Origin of the sequence: Kribbella sp. NBC_01510 (genome assembly GCF_045040325.1) — a bacterium.
In the GTDB taxonomy this organism is placed as follows: Bacteria; Actinomycetota; Actinomycetes; order Propionibacteriales; family Kribbellaceae; genus Kribbella.
The window spans coordinates 8659443-8675122 of record NZ_CP109418.1 but is presented as its reverse complement, the minus strand read 5'-3'; the positions used below and the strand labels follow the sequence as shown (position 1 = coordinate 8675122).

Annotated in this window: 14 protein-coding genes; 9 read left to right on the top strand and 5 right to left on the bottom strand. The window is 69.5% G+C overall.

Features of this window, described 5'->3' with window-relative positions; translation table 11 throughout:
• Window positions 1-143: 143 nt before the first annotated feature.
• Genes OG558_RS42310 through ligA form a run of 4 tightly spaced genes read left to right on the top strand, consistent with a single transcriptional unit; the run spans window position 144 to window position 5576 of the window.
• A complete protein-coding gene (locus OG558_RS42310) occupies window positions 144-1346 on the top strand; it encodes a cysteine desulfurase family protein (protein WP_405068057.1) in 1203 nt (400 codons plus the stop codon).
• Window positions 1346-2437 (top strand): tRNA 2-thiouridine(34) synthase MnmA, encoded by a 1092-nt coding sequence (gene mnmA / locus OG558_RS42305; protein WP_405068056.1) that lies wholly within the window; start codon window positions 1346-1348, stop codon window positions 2435-2437. Before OG558_RS42310 ends, mnmA begins: the two co-directional genes overlap by 1 nt.
• Complete coding sequence (locus OG558_RS42300; protein ID WP_405068055.1) at window positions 2434-3411, top strand: methionine synthase vitamin-B12 independent; 978 nt, start codon at window positions 2434-2436, stop codon at window positions 3409-3411. Before mnmA ends, OG558_RS42300 begins: the two co-directional genes overlap by 4 nt.
• Window positions 3412-3446: 35 nt before the next feature.
• Window positions 3447-5576, top strand: a complete 2130-nt coding sequence (ligA, locus tag OG558_RS42295; RefSeq protein WP_405068054.1) for an NAD-dependent DNA ligase LigA — start codon at window positions 3447-3449, stop codon at window positions 5574-5576.
• A 99-nt stretch (window positions 5577-5675) separates the two neighbouring features.
• On the opposite strand, the gene OG558_RS42290 is transcribed toward ligA, so the two are convergent.
• Window positions 5676-6281 (bottom strand): hypothetical protein, encoded by a 606-nt coding sequence (locus OG558_RS42290; protein WP_405068053.1) that lies wholly within the window; start codon window positions 6279-6281, stop codon window positions 5676-5678.
• On the opposite strand from OG558_RS42290, the gene OG558_RS42285 reads away from it, so the two are divergent.
• Window positions 6219-7196, top strand: a complete 978-nt coding sequence (locus OG558_RS42285; RefSeq protein ID WP_405068052.1) for a hypothetical protein — start codon at window positions 6219-6221, stop codon at window positions 7194-7196. The two genes, OG558_RS42290 and OG558_RS42285, sit on opposite strands and share 63 nt — an antisense overlap.
• Before the next feature lie 47 nt (window positions 7197-7243).
• Entirely contained in the window at window positions 7244-7468 is a 225-nt protein-coding gene (locus tag OG558_RS42280; RefSeq protein ID WP_329479822.1) for a hypothetical protein, read from the top strand.
• Window positions 7469-8693: 1225 nt separating this feature from the next.
• On the opposite strand, the gene OG558_RS42275 is transcribed toward OG558_RS42280, so the two are convergent.
• Window positions 8694-9338, bottom strand: a complete 645-nt coding sequence (locus OG558_RS42275) for an ACT domain-containing protein (RefSeq protein WP_405068051.1) — start codon at window positions 9336-9338, stop codon at window positions 8694-8696.
• Window positions 9339-9572: 234 nt separating this feature from the next.
• Here OG558_RS42275 and gatC point away from each other — a divergent pair, with 234 nt between their 5' ends.
• The 3 genes from gatC to gatB are packed head-to-tail and all read left to right on the top strand — an operon-like array spanning window position 9573 to window position 12867.
• Window positions 9573-9869: an Asp-tRNA(Asn)/Glu-tRNA(Gln) amidotransferase subunit GatC gene (gene gatC / locus OG558_RS42270; RefSeq protein ID WP_131355449.1), complete on the top strand. Its 297-nt coding sequence runs from the start codon at window positions 9573-9575 to the stop codon at window positions 9867-9869.
• A complete protein-coding gene (gene gatA / locus OG558_RS42265; RefSeq protein ID WP_405068050.1) occupies window positions 9869-11374 on the top strand; it encodes an Asp-tRNA(Asn)/Glu-tRNA(Gln) amidotransferase subunit GatA in 1506 nt (501 codons plus the stop codon). Before gatC ends, gatA begins: the two co-directional genes overlap by 1 nt.
• Entirely contained in the window at window positions 11371-12867 is a 1497-nt protein-coding gene (gatB, locus tag OG558_RS42260; protein ID WP_405068049.1) for an Asp-tRNA(Asn)/Glu-tRNA(Gln) amidotransferase subunit GatB, read from the top strand. The genes gatA and gatB overlap by 4 nt, the downstream gene beginning before the upstream one ends.
• A gap of 46 nt (window positions 12868-12913) precedes the next feature.
• Here the strand turns inward: gatB and OG558_RS42255 are convergent, their stop codons facing one another.
• The 3 genes from OG558_RS42255 to OG558_RS42245 form a co-directional block, all read right to left on the bottom strand.
• Window positions 12914-13456 carry a general stress protein gene (locus OG558_RS42255; protein ID WP_405068048.1) on the bottom strand — a complete coding sequence of 181 codons (543 nt, stop codon included), beginning with the start codon at window positions 13454-13456 and terminating at the stop codon, window positions 12914-12916.
• Between the two features lie 73 nt (window positions 13457-13529).
• Window positions 13530-14495 carry a PQQ-dependent sugar dehydrogenase gene (locus OG558_RS42250; protein WP_329479815.1) on the bottom strand — a complete coding sequence of 322 codons (966 nt, stop codon included), beginning with the start codon at window positions 14493-14495 and terminating at the stop codon, window positions 13530-13532.
• Window positions 14496-14672: 177 nt separating this feature from the next.
• The gene (locus tag OG558_RS42245) at window positions 14673-15590 is read right to left on the bottom strand and encodes an LLM class flavin-dependent oxidoreductase (RefSeq protein WP_405068047.1); all 918 of its coding nucleotides are present in this window, start codon (window positions 15588-15590) and stop codon (window positions 14673-14675) included.
• Window positions 15591-15680 lie beyond the last annotated feature (90 nt).

Sequence of the window (15680 nt, the reverse complement as noted above, 5' to 3'; positions counted from 1 at the left end):
CCGGGTCACGCTCGCGGAGGCGGCCCGGCCGGTTCGAGCGGATCGGAGCACACTTCGAGCACGCCCGTACGCTCCGGCTCCTGTCCCACCGCTGAGGCCCGAGGAGCGGGAACAACCGTGGCGGACATACTCTTGAAACCGTTATGACCTCTCCCGAGCGCCGCACGGTGTACCTGGACCACGCGGCGACCACTCCGATGCTCCCGGCCGCGATCGAGGCGATGACCTATCACCTCGCGCGGACCGGCAATGCGTCGTCCCTGCACGGTTCCGGCCGAGCGGCCCGGCGGACGGTCGAGGAGTCGCGCGAGACGATCGCCGAGGCGCTCGGAGCGCAGCCGAGTGAGGTGGTTTTCACCTCCGGCGGCACCGAAGCGGACAACCTCGCCCTGAAGGGGCTGTGGTGGGCCCGGCTGGCCGAGGACCCGCGGCGGCGCCGGATCCTGCTCAGCGGGATCGAGCATCACGCCGTACTCGATCCGGCCATCTGGCTGGGTCAGCACGAGCAGGCCGAGATCGAGTGGCTGCCGGTCGACGAGCTCGGGCGGGTGCGGCGGGACGACGTACGACGCGCGATCGAGAGCGATCCGGAGAGCGTGTCGTTCGTCACGTTGATGATGGCGAACAACGAGGTTGGCACGCTGCAGCCGGTGGGCGAGATCGCGGCGATCGCGCAGGAGTACGGCGTTCCCGTGCACACCGACGCGGTCCAGGCGATCGGGCAGGTGCCGGTGGACTTCGCGGAGCTGGGGGTGGACGCGATGACCGTGTCCGCGCACAAGCTCGGCGGTCCGTACGGGATCGGCGCGCTGATCGTCCACAAGGAGACGAAGCTGACGCCGATCCTGCACGGCGGTGGGCAGGAGCGCGACGTCCGCTCCGGCACGCTGGACGCGCCTGCGACCGCGGGGTTCGCGGTCGCGATGGAGCACGCGATCAAGCACCAGGCGGACGAGGCGCGGCGGTTGACCGAGCTGCGGGACGCGCTGATCGACGGCGTGGTGAGCACGGTCGAGGGCGCCAAGTTGTCGGGTGACCCGGCGGACCGCTTGCCCGGTAACGCACACTTGTCCTTCAGCGGCTGCGAGGGCGACTCGCTGTTGCTGCTGCTCGACGCGCGCGGGATCGAGGTGTCGACCGGGTCCGCGTGCAATGCCGGGGTCGCCGAGCCGAGCCACGTGCTGCTGGCCATGGGGTACGACGACCAGCGGGCGCGCGGGTCACTCCGGTTCACCCTCGGGCACACCAGCACCCGCGCCGACGTCGACGTCGTACTGGAGAACATCGGACCGGTGGTGGAGCGGGCGAAGTCCGCAGGATTGCAGAACGTGGGAAGGAACACCTGATGCGGGTACTCGCAGCCATGTCCGGCGGGGTCGACTCCGCCGTCGCGGCGGCGCGGATGGCCGAGGCCGGGCACGACGTGGTCGGAGTGCACCTGGCCCTGAGCCGGAACCCGCAGTCGTACCGCAGCGGCGCGCGCGGCTGCTGCACGATCGAGGACTCCCGCGACGCCCGCCGGGCCGCGGACGTGATCGGCATCCCGTTCTACATCTGGGACCTGGCCGAGCGGTTCCACGCCGACGTGGTCGAGGACTTCGTCGCGGAGTACGCGGCCGGTCGTACGCCGAACCCGTGCCTGCGGTGCAACGAGAAGGTGAAGTTCAGCGCCGTACTCGAGCGGGCGCTCGCACTCGACTTCGACGCGGTCGCAACCGGGCACTACGCGCGGATCGTGGAGACTGATTCCGGTCGTGAGCTGCATCGGGCTGTGGATCCGGCCAAGGACCAGTCGTACGTGCTCGGGGTACTGACGCAGGAGCAGCTCAAGCACGCGTTCTTCCCGCTCGGGGACACGCCCAAGACCGAGGTCCGGGCCGAGGCCGAGCGGCGCGGGTTGTCGGTGGCGGCCAAGCCGGACAGTCACGACATCTGTTTCATTGCCGACGGCAACACTCCGGGTTTCCTCAGCAGGCAGCTCGGTGAGGCGCCCGGTGACATCGTCGATGCGCAGGGCAACAAGCTGGGTGAGCACAAGGGCACTCACGGCTTCACCGTCGGTCAGCGCAAGGGCCTGCGGATCGGTACGCCGGCCGCCGACGGCAAGCCGCGGTTCGTGCTGGACATCAGCCCGGTCGACCGCACGGTGACGGTCGGATCGCGCGAGGAGCTGGCGGTCGCGCAGCTGACGGCGTCGAAGCCGCGCTGGTGCGGTCCCGTGCCGGACTCCGAGTTGCACGTGAAGGCTCAGCTGCGCGCGCACGGCGAAGAGGTCGCCGTCACCGCCCGACTCGAAGGCGATCTCGTCGTCGTCGACTTCGACGAGCCGACCTCAGCGGTCGCACCCGGTCAGGCCGTCGTGCTGTACGACGACACCCGCGTGATCGGATCAGCCACAATCGACACGGTCTCCCGGGTAGCGGCGCAACACGCATGACGACCACTGGCCTGGGGTCGCTGCCGGGTGACGACATCCGCGAGTGGACGAAGGTGCTGCTCGAAGCGGTCGACATCCCGTTCCTGGCCGAGCTGCCGGCGCGTCCGTACGGCGACATGCTCAGCCGGGCTGTCGCCGTACTGACCGAGCTGGCCGTAGACCTGCAGCCGGCCGGATGGCGGCTGACTGGGGGGAGTGATCCGCGGGCGAGTCTGGATCAGCGCCGGGCGCGGTCGTTGCTCGCGGAGGATCTGGATGTGCTCGAGGAACTGGCGGACGGCTACACCGGGCCGTTGAAGTTGCAGCTCACCGGGCCGTGGACTCTGGCGGCCACGATCGAGCGGCCGCGTGGTGACAAGGTGCTCGCGGACCACGGAGCCCGGCGTGACCTGGCCGAGGTGCTGGCGTTGGGGCTGACGGATCACGTCGCCGAGGTACGACGTCGTGTGCCAGGGGCGGAGCTCGTCGTACAGATCGACGAGCCGGCCCTGCCCGCCGTACTCGCCGGAGCCATCCCGACGGCGTCCGGCTGGAGCAAACACCGTTCGGTCGACGGTCCGGGCGCTGTGGAGCTCCTGAGCCTGGTGACGACCACAGCACCCACCGTGATCCACTGCTGTGCCGCACGACCGCCGATCGAGGTCTTCACCAAGTCCGGCGCCACCGGCGTCTCCGTCGACATCTCTTTGCTCGGCAATCCCGGGTGGGATCAGATCGCCCTCGCCTCCGAGGCCGGCACGACCCTCTACGCGGGCCTGGTCCCCACCACGGGCACCCTGCCGAACCCCGAGCAGGCCGCGAATCCGCTGATCCGCCGCTGGCGCGAGCTCGGCCTGGACCCGGAACTCCTGAAGAAGGTCGTCATCACGCCTGCGTGCGGCCTCGCGGCCTCTCCGTCACCAGCCGACGCGCGGGCACGATTGGACCTGCTCCGCCGAGTCGTCGACGCAGTAGGCGAAGCCGCAGACGCCTGACCCAAATCGTCGGCGCTCGCCTGTAAGTTCTCCTCATGAGCACGGAGATTCCCGAGACGACTGCTGCTGAACAGCCTGCTGCGCCGCCCGAGGTGCGGGAGCGGCATGCCGCTCTGAGCAAGGAGATCGAGGACCACCGGGTGAAGTACTACCTGGGCAGCTCGATCATCTCGGACGCGGACTTCGACGAGCTGATGCACGAGCTGCAGGCGATCGAGGAGCAGTACAACGAGCTCCGCACGCCGGACTCGCCGACGCAGAAGGTCGGCATCCCGATCTCCACGCTGTTCACCCCGGTCCAGCATCCGATGCGGATGGAGAGCCTGGCGAACGCGTTCTCCGCCGAGCAGATGGAGGCGTGGGCCAAGCGGCTGGAGCGGGAGGTGACCGTCAGCCAGATCGACGACAGCGGCTTCCTGTGCGAGCTGAAGGTCGACGGGCTCGCCCTCGACCTGGTCTACGAGAACGGCACGCTGGTCAGCGGCGCCACCCGCGGCGACGGCCGCACCGGCGAGGACGTGACGCTCAACGTCCGCACGATCAAGAGCATCCCGAACGAGCTGGACGGCAAGGACCTGCCGTCCTTCCTGGAGGTCCGCGGCGAGGTCTACTTCCGCGTCGAGGACTTCGAGGAGCTGAACGCGCAGCTGGTCGAGGCGGGCAAGGACCCGTTCTCCAACCCGCGCAACAGCGCCGCCGGATCGCTGCGGCAGAAGGACCCCCGGGTGTCCGCGAGCCGCCCGCTGCGTTTCGTCGTCCATGGCCTCGGCCGCGTCGACGGCTATCACGTCCGCCGGCTGTCCTCGGCGTACGAGCAGCTCGAGGCCTGGGGTCTGCCGGTCAGCGACCGCGCCCGCAAGGTCGAGACGCTCGACCAGGTCAACGAGTTCATCGCGTACTACGGCGAGAACCGGCACTCCGTCGACCACGAGATCGACGGGGTCGTGGTGAAGGTGGACGAGGTCGACCTGCAGCGCGCGCTCGGCTCGACCTCGAGCGCCCCGCGCTGGGCGATCGCGTACAAGTACCCGCCGGAGGAGGTCACCACCAAGCTCCTCGACATCGAGGTGAACGTGGGCCGCACCGGCCGCGTCACGCCGTACGGGCGGATGGAGCCGGTCCGGGTGGCCGGGTCGACGGTCGAGTTCGCGACCCTGCACAACGCGTCGGAGGTCAAGCGCAAGGGCGTCTGGATCGGTGACACCGTCGTCCTGCGCAAGGCCGGCGACGTGATCCCCGAGATCCTCGGCCCGGTGATCGACCTGCGGCCGGACGACGCCCACGAGTTCGTGATGCCGACCGAGTGCCCCTCCTGCGGTACGACGCTGCGCCCGATGAAGGAGGGTGATGTCGACATCCGCTGCCCGAACACGAAGTCCTGCCCGGCGCAGTTGCGGGAGCGGTTGTTCCACCTGGCCGGGCGGTCGGCGTTCGACATCGAGGCGCTCGGGTTCAAGGGTGCCGACGCACTGATCGGTGACGGGCTGATCGTGGACGAGGGCGACCTGTTCGCGCTCACCGAGGAGGACCTGGCCCGGAGTTCGTTCTTCACCGTCAAGGCCGGATCCTTGTCGGCGAACGCCCTGCGCCTGCTGGCGAACCTGGAGCAGGCCAAGACCCAGCCGCTCTCCCGCGGGCTCGTCGCGCTGTCCATCCGGCACGTCGGCCCGACCGCGGCGCAGGCGCTCGCGGCCGTGTACGACGACATCGAGGGCATCCGCGCGGCGAGCGAGGAGGAGCTCTCGGAGATCGAGGGTGTCGGCCCGACCATCGCGCACGCGGTGATCGAGTGGTTCGAGGTCGACTGGCACCAGGCGATCGTGGACAAGTGGAAGGCGGCCGGCGTCCAGCTCCGCGAGGAGCGCACCGGCCCGACCGTGGCGCAGACCCTCACCGGCCTCTCGATCGTCGTGACCGGCACCGTCGAAGGCTTCAGCCGGGACGAGGCTACCGAGGCGATCGTGTCGCGCGGCGGCAAGGCGGCGTCCTCGGTCTCGAAGAAGACCTCGTTCGTCGTGGTCGGCGACTCGCCGGGATCGAAGTACGACAAGGCGGTCCAGCTGGGCGTCCCGATCCTGGACGCCGCCGGCTTCCAGGTGCTGCTCGACCAAGGTGCCGACGCCGCAGCCGAGGTGGCCACCACACCGGACCCCGGCGACGCGTAGCTCCCTGCTACGGGTGATCAGCGCCACGTCGTCGTACGGCGTGGATCCAACGGCCGGACTGAGCCGTCCGACTGTTAACTTTGCACGTCCACACGTGGGTCAAAAGGAGCGAATATGACGACGCCGCCGCAGGGACCGTGGGGTCCTGGGCAGCCGGGGGGCCAGCCAGGCGGGCAGCAAGGGGGACAGGGTGCGCAAGGCGGCTGGGGACAGCAGCCTCCCGGCCAGGGTGGTGGCGGCTGGGGTCAGCGCCCGCAGCAGCCTCCCCACCAAGGTCAGCCTCCGCAGCAGAGTCGGCCGCCCCAGCAAGGTCAGCCCCCGCAGGGCCAGCCCCCGCACGGACAGCCTCCGCAGCAGGGTCAGCCCCCGCAGCAGGGCGGCTGGGGTCAGCAGCCGACGCAACCCGGTCAGCAGGGCCGACCGGGTCCGGGGCAGCCTCAGGGACAGCCCGCGCAGGGCGGTTGGGGTCAGCGCACCGCGCAGCAGCAAGGCGGTCCCTACCAGCAGCAGGCGTGGGGTCCCCAGGGCCAGCAGCCGGGCGGCGGCTGGCAACAGCAGCAGGGTGGACAGCCCCAGTGGCAGCCGGGCGGCCCCGGCGGCTCCAAGGGCCCCGGTGGCATCAGCAAGGACAAGCTGCCGTTGGTGATCGGCGGCGGTGTCGTCGGCATCGTGCTGATCGGCCTGCTCGTCTTCCTCGGCATCCATGCGTTCGGTGGTGACGACAAGCCCGAGTCCGGGCCGACCACGTCCGAGCAACCGACCGGCAACCCGACCAGCGGCGGCGGCGACAAGAACGGCGAGCTCGGCAATGCGACCGGTCAGGCGAAGACGGCGACCGAGAAGCTGCAGGGCCTCGGCTACGGCTGCAGCGACCTGTTCAACACCGCGCAGGGCGCGCACCGCGGCTGCTTCAAGTACGAAGGCGCCACCGAGGCCCAGGCGATCTTCCAGTTCCAGTCGGACGGCACGATCATCGGCGTGGACCTGACGTCGCAGAACGAGGACAACGTCAACAACGCCGCGGTCACCTTCGACGCGGCACTGCAGGCGCTCGGCAACGACACGTTCGGCGGCAGCGAGGTCAAGAAGGTCCAGGACGCGATCAAGACCGGCCAGAAGTCGCAGAAGGTCGGCAGCACCTGGGGTGAGTTCGAGCTGCGCAACGACGGCGACACCGTGGAGCTGTCCGGTGGCAAGTCCGGTTCGGACTCGCTCGACCTGCCGAAGAAGACCTTCGACACGACCGAGCCGCAGCTGGCCGCGGCGCTGAAGGCGAAGCAGTACGTCTGCACGAGCTCCTGCAGCAAGCAGGTCGGCAAGTACGGCTCGCAGCGGGTGTACTTCTACGCCAGCGAGGGCGAGGGCATCAAGCAGATCGAGATGAGCGCCTCGGGTGACCCCGGCGACGTGAAGAAGGCGCTGCCGGCCGCGGTCAACGACGCGTTCGGGGTGCTGAAGGGCGGGGACGTCGCGGCGCTGAAGTCGTACATCCAGTTGCACAGCGACGGGAAGTCGTACGCTTCCTACGTGGCCGGATGGCGGGTCGAGATCACCGGCAACGCCGAGGACGACTACGCCTCGCAGCGGATCAACATCTCGTACGAGACGTTCTTCGTCTGAGCGCTACGGTGGATGTCACGGCTGTCGGCCGAGGACAGGGAGGCCGGATGAAGTTCCCCCGGGAGAAGCGGGATGCGCGGACGGTGGCGGCGCCACCGCCCGAGGCCGTCCAGCGCGTCGACGGCGGTGGGGCCTGGGGCCCCACCCAGTTCGATCTCCCGGACCGCAACGGCAGCAACAGCCAGGCGATCCTGATCGTCGCCCTCGTCGGCGTCGTCGTCCTCCTGATCCTCGCCGGCCTCTGGGTCCTCGCCTACTTCCAGTTCACGTAGACACAGGCGGAGCCCTCGGACCCTCCCTCGGAGCCGGGGGCTCTCGCTTGTCATCCCACACCCTCCCCGCTCAGCCGCTGACCCCAGCGTTGCGCTTTCGAGGCAATTTGGGCGGATAACCCCTCGAACTGAGCGTTCTCCCCTCGCATACCAGGGGAGAAGGCACCGCTTCAGGGGATATCCGCTGGAGTGGTCGATGGGGCGGCCAGCCGGTGGCCGGCCGCGAGCCGCAGCGCCGACCGGGGTCGGGCGCGGGCTTCGGCGTACGGCGTGCTGCGGCCGGGGGCGCGGACACTATGTCGGAGGCTGGGACACCTCGCGAGCTGTCCCGGGTCTCGACAGCTTGGGAGCGGTCCTTCTGCGCGCCCTGCCCATACCAACCAGCGCTCCTCGGCCCTCGAACCATTCGAGGGGATATCCGGGTCTTCTGCTCGATGTGTGGGTGGTGGCCGAGGTGCGGCGTCCTCGTCGGGGGCCGGATCCGTTGGCCTGAGACTGCTTGTGGTGGGCGGGGATCTGCACTGTCAGGTCCCTGCCCGCCATGTCCTGTGTGAGGCCTCCGGCCGACGGCGGGATCGTTGCGACCTCGGACAGGTGCCAGGGACCGCGGACAGGGCACAACCTGTCCGGCGACCCCAGCTGGTGTCCCAGGTCCCGCAGATACGCACCGATCCCACCGTCAACCCCACGAACCCACCCCAGCTCCCGCTCCGCCGTGCCCCGCCCGGCTCCCGCTCCGCGCTGCCCCGCGGTGCGGTCGGTTGGGTGCGGTCGCAGGCTGATGGGGGGCAATTGGAGGCTGGGACGTGCAAGGTCGACAGGAGGTGTCGGCCCCAGCCCTGGCCGGGCCAGCCGATCTCAGGCGTGAATGCCTCGCCCGACCGGCACCCTGGACCGACACCACCTGTCGAGCTGCACACCGGCCAGCCTGGCTCACCTCGCCCACACATCCAGCAGAACAGCCGGATAACCCCTCCAACTGAGCGTTCTCCCCTCGCATACCAGGGGAGAAGGCACCGCTTCAGGGGATATCCGCTGGAGTGGTCGAGGGTGCCAGAGCGCGGACAGTTGCGCCGACCGGGGGCGGGCGAGGACTTCCACTTCTACGGCGTAAGGCGGTGGCGTACGCCGAACTGTGTCAGGCGGCGGCGAACCGCGTCAGGCGGCGGCGAACGGCGTCAGGCGGCGGCGAACGGCGTCAGGCGGTGGCGTGCGGCGGACTGTGTCAGGCGGTGGCGCGGATGGTGACGGCGAGGGAGGCGAGGTAGGAGAGGCGGGCGACCTCGGAGCCGAGGAACTCGGGGCCGCCGCGGCGGCCGATCACCAGGATCCGGCGCTCGGACTCCAGCGGCGCCGCGACCAGCACGGACTCCGAGAGGCCCTTGTGATCCGGAGCTTCCAGCGTCGTTGCCTTCTTCATCGGCAGCCACTGCCCGGCCATGTCGCCGAACTCCGGCGTGGCGCTCGTCTCCAGCGCGACCTTCACCTCACTGCCGGTGCCGTCCAGCAACGCGGCCCAGTCGGCATGCAGCACGGCCGGCGACTGCTCGACCAGGATGTCGATCGCGTCCGCCGGAGCCGACGTCATCTGCTCGACGGCCTCGAGGTCCATGTGCAGTCCACCGCCGGCGCCGTACCGGGAGAACCAGATCACTTCGACGTCGGGTACGCCGTTGCACGCGGAGACCAGGCGGTCCGGCAGCACGCCGGGCGGCAGGTCGACCACGATGTCGTCGACGGCGCTGCCGTTCTCCCGCCGGTGCTCGACGATCTCGATCGCGTGGATGTCGGCGTTCACCTCACCGAGCGCCGTCGCCACAGTGCCCAGCGAACCGGGCCGGTCCGGGATGATCAATCGCAGCAGGAACACCGAACGATCATCTCCCAGTCGATCACCATGCGCGTAACGCCCCGTCGCGGCCAATGTTACAGAGCGGAGCCCGAAGACACGCCCGGCCCTCTCGGCGGACGATCACGAACCGTCGTCCGCAGCCCCCTGGGGACAAGGAAACGCGACCGTCACAGCCGCCCACTAGGATGGCTCGGGTGTCACTCAGAACCTCTCTGTGACTCCATCAGCAACTTGCAAGCATTGGATCAGTTCATGCCATCGATTACCCGCGAAGAGGTCGCGCACCTGGCGCGACTGGCGCGGATCGAGCTCACCGATGACGAGCTCGACCACCTCGCGCCACAGCTCGACCAGATCATCACCCTGGTCGGGCAGGTCAGCCAGGTGGCTGCGGACGACATCCCGCCGACCTCCCATGCCCTGCCGCTGACCAACGTGATGCGCGCGGACGAGAACGTGCCGTGCCTCACCCCGGAGCAGGCGCTGTCCGGCGCGCCCGCCGCGGAGGAGCAGCGATTCCGGGTGCCGCGGATCCTGGAGGAGGACTGATGACCGACCTGATCCGTAAGACCGCGGCCGAGCTCGCGGAACTGATGACGTCCGGCCAGGCCAGCTCGGTGGAGATCACCCAGGCGCACCTGGACCGGATCGCGGCGGTCGACGGCGACGTGCACGCGTTCCTGCATGTCGACACCGACGGCGCGTTGGCGCAGGCTGCCGCTGTCGACGCGAAGCGCGCGGCGGGCGAGCAGCTCTCCCCGCTGGCCGGTGTCCCGCTGGCGCTGAAGGACGTGCTGACCCAGGAGGGCGTGCCGACCACGGCCGGTTCGAAGATCCTCGAGGGCTGGAAGCCGCCGTACGACTCGACGGTCGTGAAGCGGCTGAAGGCGGCCGGCATCGTCATCCTCGGCAAGACCAACATGGACGAGTTCGCGATGGGCTCCTCGACGGAGAACTCGGCGTACGGCACCACCCACAACCCGTGGGACCTGGGCCGGATCCCCGGTGGTTCCGGCGGCGGTTCGTCGGCGGCCATCTCGGCGTACGAGGCGCCGCTCGCGATCGGCACGGACACCGGTGGCTCGATCCGGCAGCCCGGTGCGTTCACCGGCACGGTCGGCGTCAAGCCGACGTACGGCGGGACGTCACGCTACGGACTGATCGCGCTGGCTTCGAGCCTGGACACGCCCGGCCCGTGTGCGCGGACGACCCTGGACGCGGCGCTGCTGCACGAGGCGATCGCCGGGTACGACCCGATGGACTCGACCTCGATCAACCAGCCGGTCCCCGCCGTCGTCGCGGCGGCGCGCAACGGTGACGTGACCGGTCTGCGCATCGGTGTGGTCAAGGAGCTCGGCGGCGAGGGATACCAGCCCGGCGTCGAGGCGCGCTTCCACGAGGCGGTCGAGCTGCTCACCAAGCTCGGCGCCGAAGTGGTCGAGGTCTCGTGTCCGCACTTCCAGTACGCGTTGCCGGCGTACTACCTGATCCTGCCGAGCGAGGCCTCGTCCAACCTGGCCAAGTTCGACGCGATGCGGTACGGGCTGCGCGTCGGCGACGACGGCACGAACAGCGCGGAGAAGGTGATGAGCCTGACCCGCGAGGCCGGCTTCGGCGCCGAGGTGAAGCGCCGGATCATGCTCGGCACGCACGCGCTGTCGAGCGGGTACTACGACGCCTACTACGGGCAGGCGCAGAAGGTGCGGACGCTGATCGCCCGCGACTTCGCCAACGCCTACGAGCAGGTCGACGTGCTGGTCTCGCCCGCGACGCCGACGACGGCGTTCGCGATCGGGGACCGGATCGACGACCCGATCGCCATGTACAAGAACGACCTGTGCACGATCCCGTCCAACCTGGCCGGCAACGCGGCCGGCTCGTTCCCGTGCGGCCTGGCCGACGAGGACGGCATGCCGGTCGGCTTCCACGTGATGGCGCCGGTGATGCGCGACGACCTGTGCTACACCGTCGGCGCCGCGCTGGAGTCGGCGCTGGCCGATCAGTGGGGCGGCGTGCTGATGACCAAGGCTCCGGAGCTGGAGGTGACCCGATGACCGCGACCGTCCTCGAGATCGACGACGCGCTGGCGCAGTACGACCCGGTGATGGGCCTCGAGGTCCACGTCGAGCTGAACACGAAGTCGAAGATGTTCTGCGGCTGCCCGACCGAGTTCGGTGCGCCGCCGAACACGCAGACCTGTCCGGTCTGCCTCGGCCTGCCGGGCGCACTGCCGGTGGTGAACAGGGTCGGCGTCGAGTCCGCGATCAAGATCGGCCTGGCGCTGAACTGCGAGATCGCCGAGTGGTGCCGGTTCGCCCGGAAGAACTACTTCTACCCGGACATGCCGAAGAACTTCCAGACCTCGCAGTACGACGAGCCGATCGCGTACAACGGCTGGACCGAGGTGGTCGTCGACGGCGACACGTACCGGATCGAGATCGAGCGCGCCCACATGGAGGAGGACACCGGCAAGTCCACCCACGTCGGTGGCGCGACCGGCCGGATCCACGGCGCCTCGCACTCGCTGGTCGACTACAACCGGGCCGGCATCCCGCTGATCGAGATCGTCACCAAGACGATCGAGGTGCCGGGGGACAAGGCCGCCGCGGTGGCCCGCGCGTACGTGAGCATGCTGCGCGACCTGCTGCTCGCGTTGGGCGTCTCGGATGTCCGGATGGATCAGGGATCGCTGCGGTGTGACGCGAACGTGTCGCTGAAGCCGCACGGCTCGACTGTTCTGGGCACACGAACCGAGACCAAGAACGTGAACTCGTTCCGCTCGGTCGAGCGCGCGGTGACATACGAGATCACCCGGCAGGCAGCGGTGCTGAACTCCGGCGGCAAGGTCCTGCAGGAGACCCGGCACTGGCACGAGGACACCGGCATCACCACGTCCGGCCGGGAGAAGTCCGACGCCGACGACTACCGGTACTTCCCGGAGCCCGACCTGGTCCCGATCGCGCCGTCGCGCGAGTGGGTCGAGGAGATCCGTTCTTCGTTGCCCGAGGCACCTTCTCTGCGCCGGGTCCGGCTGCAGGAGGAGTGGGGTTTCACCGACCTCGAGATGCGCGACGTCATCAACGGGAACGCGCTCGAGCCGATCGTGGCGACGGTCGGGCTGGGCGTGACGCCGGCCGCCGCGAAGAAGTGGTGGCTGGGTGAGCTCGCCCGCGCGGCGAACGAGTCCGGCCAGGACCTGGACGCGCTCGGCGTCGGCCCGGCCGAGGTCGCCGAGGTGCAGAAGCTGGTCGACGAGGGCTCACTCAACGACAAGCTCGCCCGCCAGGTGTTCGACGGCCTGGTCAAGGGCGAGGGCACGCCGGCCGAGATCATCGAGAAGCGCGGGCTTGCCCTGGTCTCGGACGACTCGGCACTGATCGAGGCCATCGAGCGGGCGATCGCGGCGAACCCGGATGTGGTCGAGAAGGTCAACTCCGGCAAGCCGGCCGCGGCCGGTGCACTCATCGGCGCGGTGATGAAGGACATGCGCGGCCAGGCCGACGCGGCCAAGGTCCGCGAACTCCTGAACGCGAAGCTGGGGATCTGAGGTAGTCGCCGGACCCCGGGGCTCACCCGGGGTCCGGCGACTCAGCTCAGGCCGCGTCCTTTTCCGTTCGCGGCTTCGGCTCGTGCTGCGGTGCGTCCGCGATCACCTCGCGCTCGACCCGGCCGTCGTCGATGTCGGCGGCGTCGGCCAGCAGGGTCCGAGCGACGGAGAGCTCGTCGGGCGGGCAGCGCACCTCGTAGCGGGTCGGCACGATCTCGATGGAGACAGCGTCGGGGCGGTTGCGGACGAGCCCCTTGAACAACCCCCACAGCCCACCGATCAGAGCGCCGTACACGACACCCCACACGACGACGGCCAGGCCGGTCAGCGTCGTCTGGGCCACGAGCGTGACGAAGATCGCGGCGAGTACGCCGAGCAGCGCACCCTGCAGCGCCCCGGCACCGGTGAGCCGGGCGACCGGGATCGCTCGCTGTCTCTCGGCCCGCCGGAGCCCGGCGCCGACCACCTCCAGGCTGGCCGCGTCCATCCCGTAACTTCGCAGGTACCCGACCGTTCGGTGAGCATCCTCGTAGCTGCTCACCGAAGCGATCACACTGCTGGGAACGACGGACACCTGGCCGGTCCGCATACCGATCTCCTCCTCCGAACGCTGGCTTTCCTCCACAAGTACCAGACGGCCAAAGGTTTGAAACGGTTGGCAATCAGCGGCTGATCGTGATCCGGAGGATCCGGTCGTCGCCGCCCCGAGGGTCGCCGCGCCCGTCGGTGTTCGATGTGGTCAGCCACAGCGACCCGTCCGGAGCCGCCTCCACGGTGCGCAACCGGCCGTACTGGTTGGTGAAGAACGCCTGCGGCTCGCCGATTCGCTTGCCGTTGGCAACAGGTATGGCCCAGAGGCGCTGCCCGCGCAACGACGCCATGAAGATGTACCCCTGGGCAAACGCGATCCCGGACGGCGAGGCGTCGGAGGTGTGCCACTGGGCGATCGGGTCGGTCATCCCGTCGAGGTGGCTGATCCCCTCGGCGGCCGGCCAGCCGTAGTTCGCGCCGGGCGTGATCGCGTTCAGCTCGTCCCACGTGTTCTGGCCGAACTCGGCGGCGTACAACTGGGTGCCGTCGAACGCGAGCCCCTGCACGTTCCGGTGGCCCTTGGTGATCCACAGGCGACCGTCCGGGTTGCCCGGCGCCGCCTTGCCGTCGGTCGTGATCCGCAGGATCTTCCCGCCCAGCGATCCGTCGTCCTGCGAGTTCGGCCGATCCGAGCCGTCGCCGGTCCCGGCGTACAGGAATCCGTCCGGCCCGAATCGCAATCGCCCGCCGTTGTGGATGGCGGAGGAGGGGATCCCTTCCAGGATCACCTGCTGGTCGGACAGCTGGTTGTCCTGGTACGTGATCCGGGCGATCCGGTTGTCGTCTCCGCCGGAGTAGTACGCGTAGATGTACGGCTTCCCCGGATACCCGGGGTCCACCGCCAGCCCCAGCAACCCACCCTCCGCCGACGCGTTCACGTCCTCCACCGTGCCGACGTCACTCACCTGCCCGCCGGCGATCCGCTTGATCTTCCCCGAGTCCCGCTCCGCCACCAACGCACTCTTGTCCGGCAGAAACGCCAACCCCCACGGCACCTGGATCCCCGTCGCCACGGTCGACGCCACAGTCAGCCGCACGGACGCCTGCTGGCCTGCAGCCGAGCCGGTCGGCGCAGACGTCGTACTCGGAGAAGCCGGCGCATCGTCGGAACACCCGGCCACCAAAGCCAACGCAGTCAAGAACACCGCAGCCCCGCCCCGCTGCCTGACCCTGGTCCCGCCCACGCCGTCTCCTCAGGTCGATTGCCTCCCAAGTTAGCGGCTGACACCAGCCCGTACGGCGGGAACGACCCGACCTGCAATCAATTCGAGAGACCGCATCGCGGCCTGGTGGGACAGCGTCGGCAGTCTCAGCCAGTGCGCGAAGTGGACGAACCGCGTCGCCTCGTGCAGAGCGATCAACCGTTCGGCGATGTCGTCCGGCGTACCCACCAGGTAGTCGTCACGCCGCAACGCCGGCGGTTCGGTCCCGCCGTACGACGCGATTTCCCCCTCCAGGTAAGCGATCCCCGGCGCGGCATCGGCCCAGGCCCGGTCCGCGTCATCGTCCACGTGCATGATCCCGGTGCAGATCAACGGCGGCGGGTTGTCGACGACCTCGTCGAGCAGCTGTCGCCGCTCGATCAGATCGGCCGGGGTCGCACAGTAGATGATCACCCCGTCGCCCACCCGAGCGGCCCGGCGCAGCCCCGCCGCAGTCACTCCGGCGGCATAGATCGGGATCTCACCCCGCGGCCGCGGCGTGACTCCCAGCTGACCCGCCCAAGCCTGCCTGACCAGCCGCACACCGTCCTCTAGCAGCGCGCCACGCCGCCGTCGGTCCGCTCCGAGGGCAGCGAACTCCCGCTCGGCATACCCCTGCCCGACCCCGAGCACGAACCGCCCACCCGACACCAGATCGAGTACGGCGGCATCCTCGGCCACCCGCAGCGGGTGATGCAACGGCAACACGAGCACGTTGGTTCCGATCCGGATCCGCTCCGTCCGCCCGGCCAGCACTCCCGCCATCACCAACGGCGAAGGCAACGCCCCATCCGCCGCCAAGTGGTGCTCCGACAGCCAGGCGCCGTCGAACCCGAGCCGATCGGCAACCACGACCTCCTCGACCCGTTCCCCCGAGTAGCCCGCCCCTTCCGCCCGAACATCCACCAACACCCCGAACTCGACATCCACGCACCCACCGTCTCCCGGCGCGGGGGAGACGGTCCAATGCCGACTCCGCCTTGACTCCATGCATGACGGGCATGGAGTCAAGACGAGGGT

What these genes read in the sequence shown, in the direction of transcription:
- gatC (WP_131355449.1), top strand. Translation starts at nt 9,573, where the DNA reads ATGCCATCGATTACCCGCGAAGAGGTCGCGCACCTGGCGCGACTGGCG.
- OG558_RS42280 (WP_329479822.1), top strand. Translation starts at nt 7,244, where the DNA reads ATGAAGTTCCCCCGGGAGAAGCGGGATGCGCGGACGGTGGCGGCGCCA.
- OG558_RS42290 (WP_405068053.1), bottom strand. Translation starts at nt 6,281, where the DNA reads ATGGATGCCGAGGAAGACGAGCAGGCCGATCAGCACGATGCCGACGAC.
- OG558_RS42255 (WP_405068048.1), bottom strand. Translation starts at nt 13,456, where the DNA reads ATGCGGACCGGCCAGGTGTCCGTCGTTCCCAGCAGTGTGATCGCTTCG.
- gatA (WP_405068050.1), top strand. Translation starts at nt 9,869, where the DNA reads ATGACCGACCTGATCCGTAAGACCGCGGCCGAGCTCGCGGAACTGATG.
- mnmA (WP_405068056.1), top strand. Translation starts at nt 1,346, where the DNA reads ATGCGGGTACTCGCAGCCATGTCCGGCGGGGTCGACTCCGCCGTCGCG.
- OG558_RS42310 (WP_405068057.1), top strand. Translation starts at nt 144, where the DNA reads ATGACCTCTCCCGAGCGCCGCACGGTGTACCTGGACCACGCGGCGACC.
- gatB (WP_405068049.1), top strand. Translation starts at nt 11,371, where the DNA reads ATGACCGCGACCGTCCTCGAGATCGACGACGCGCTGGCGCAGTACGAC.
- OG558_RS42300 (WP_405068055.1), top strand. Translation starts at nt 2,434, where the DNA reads ATGACGACCACTGGCCTGGGGTCGCTGCCGGGTGACGACATCCGCGAG.
- ligA (WP_405068054.1), top strand. Translation starts at nt 3,447, where the DNA reads ATGAGCACGGAGATTCCCGAGACGACTGCTGCTGAACAGCCTGCTGCG.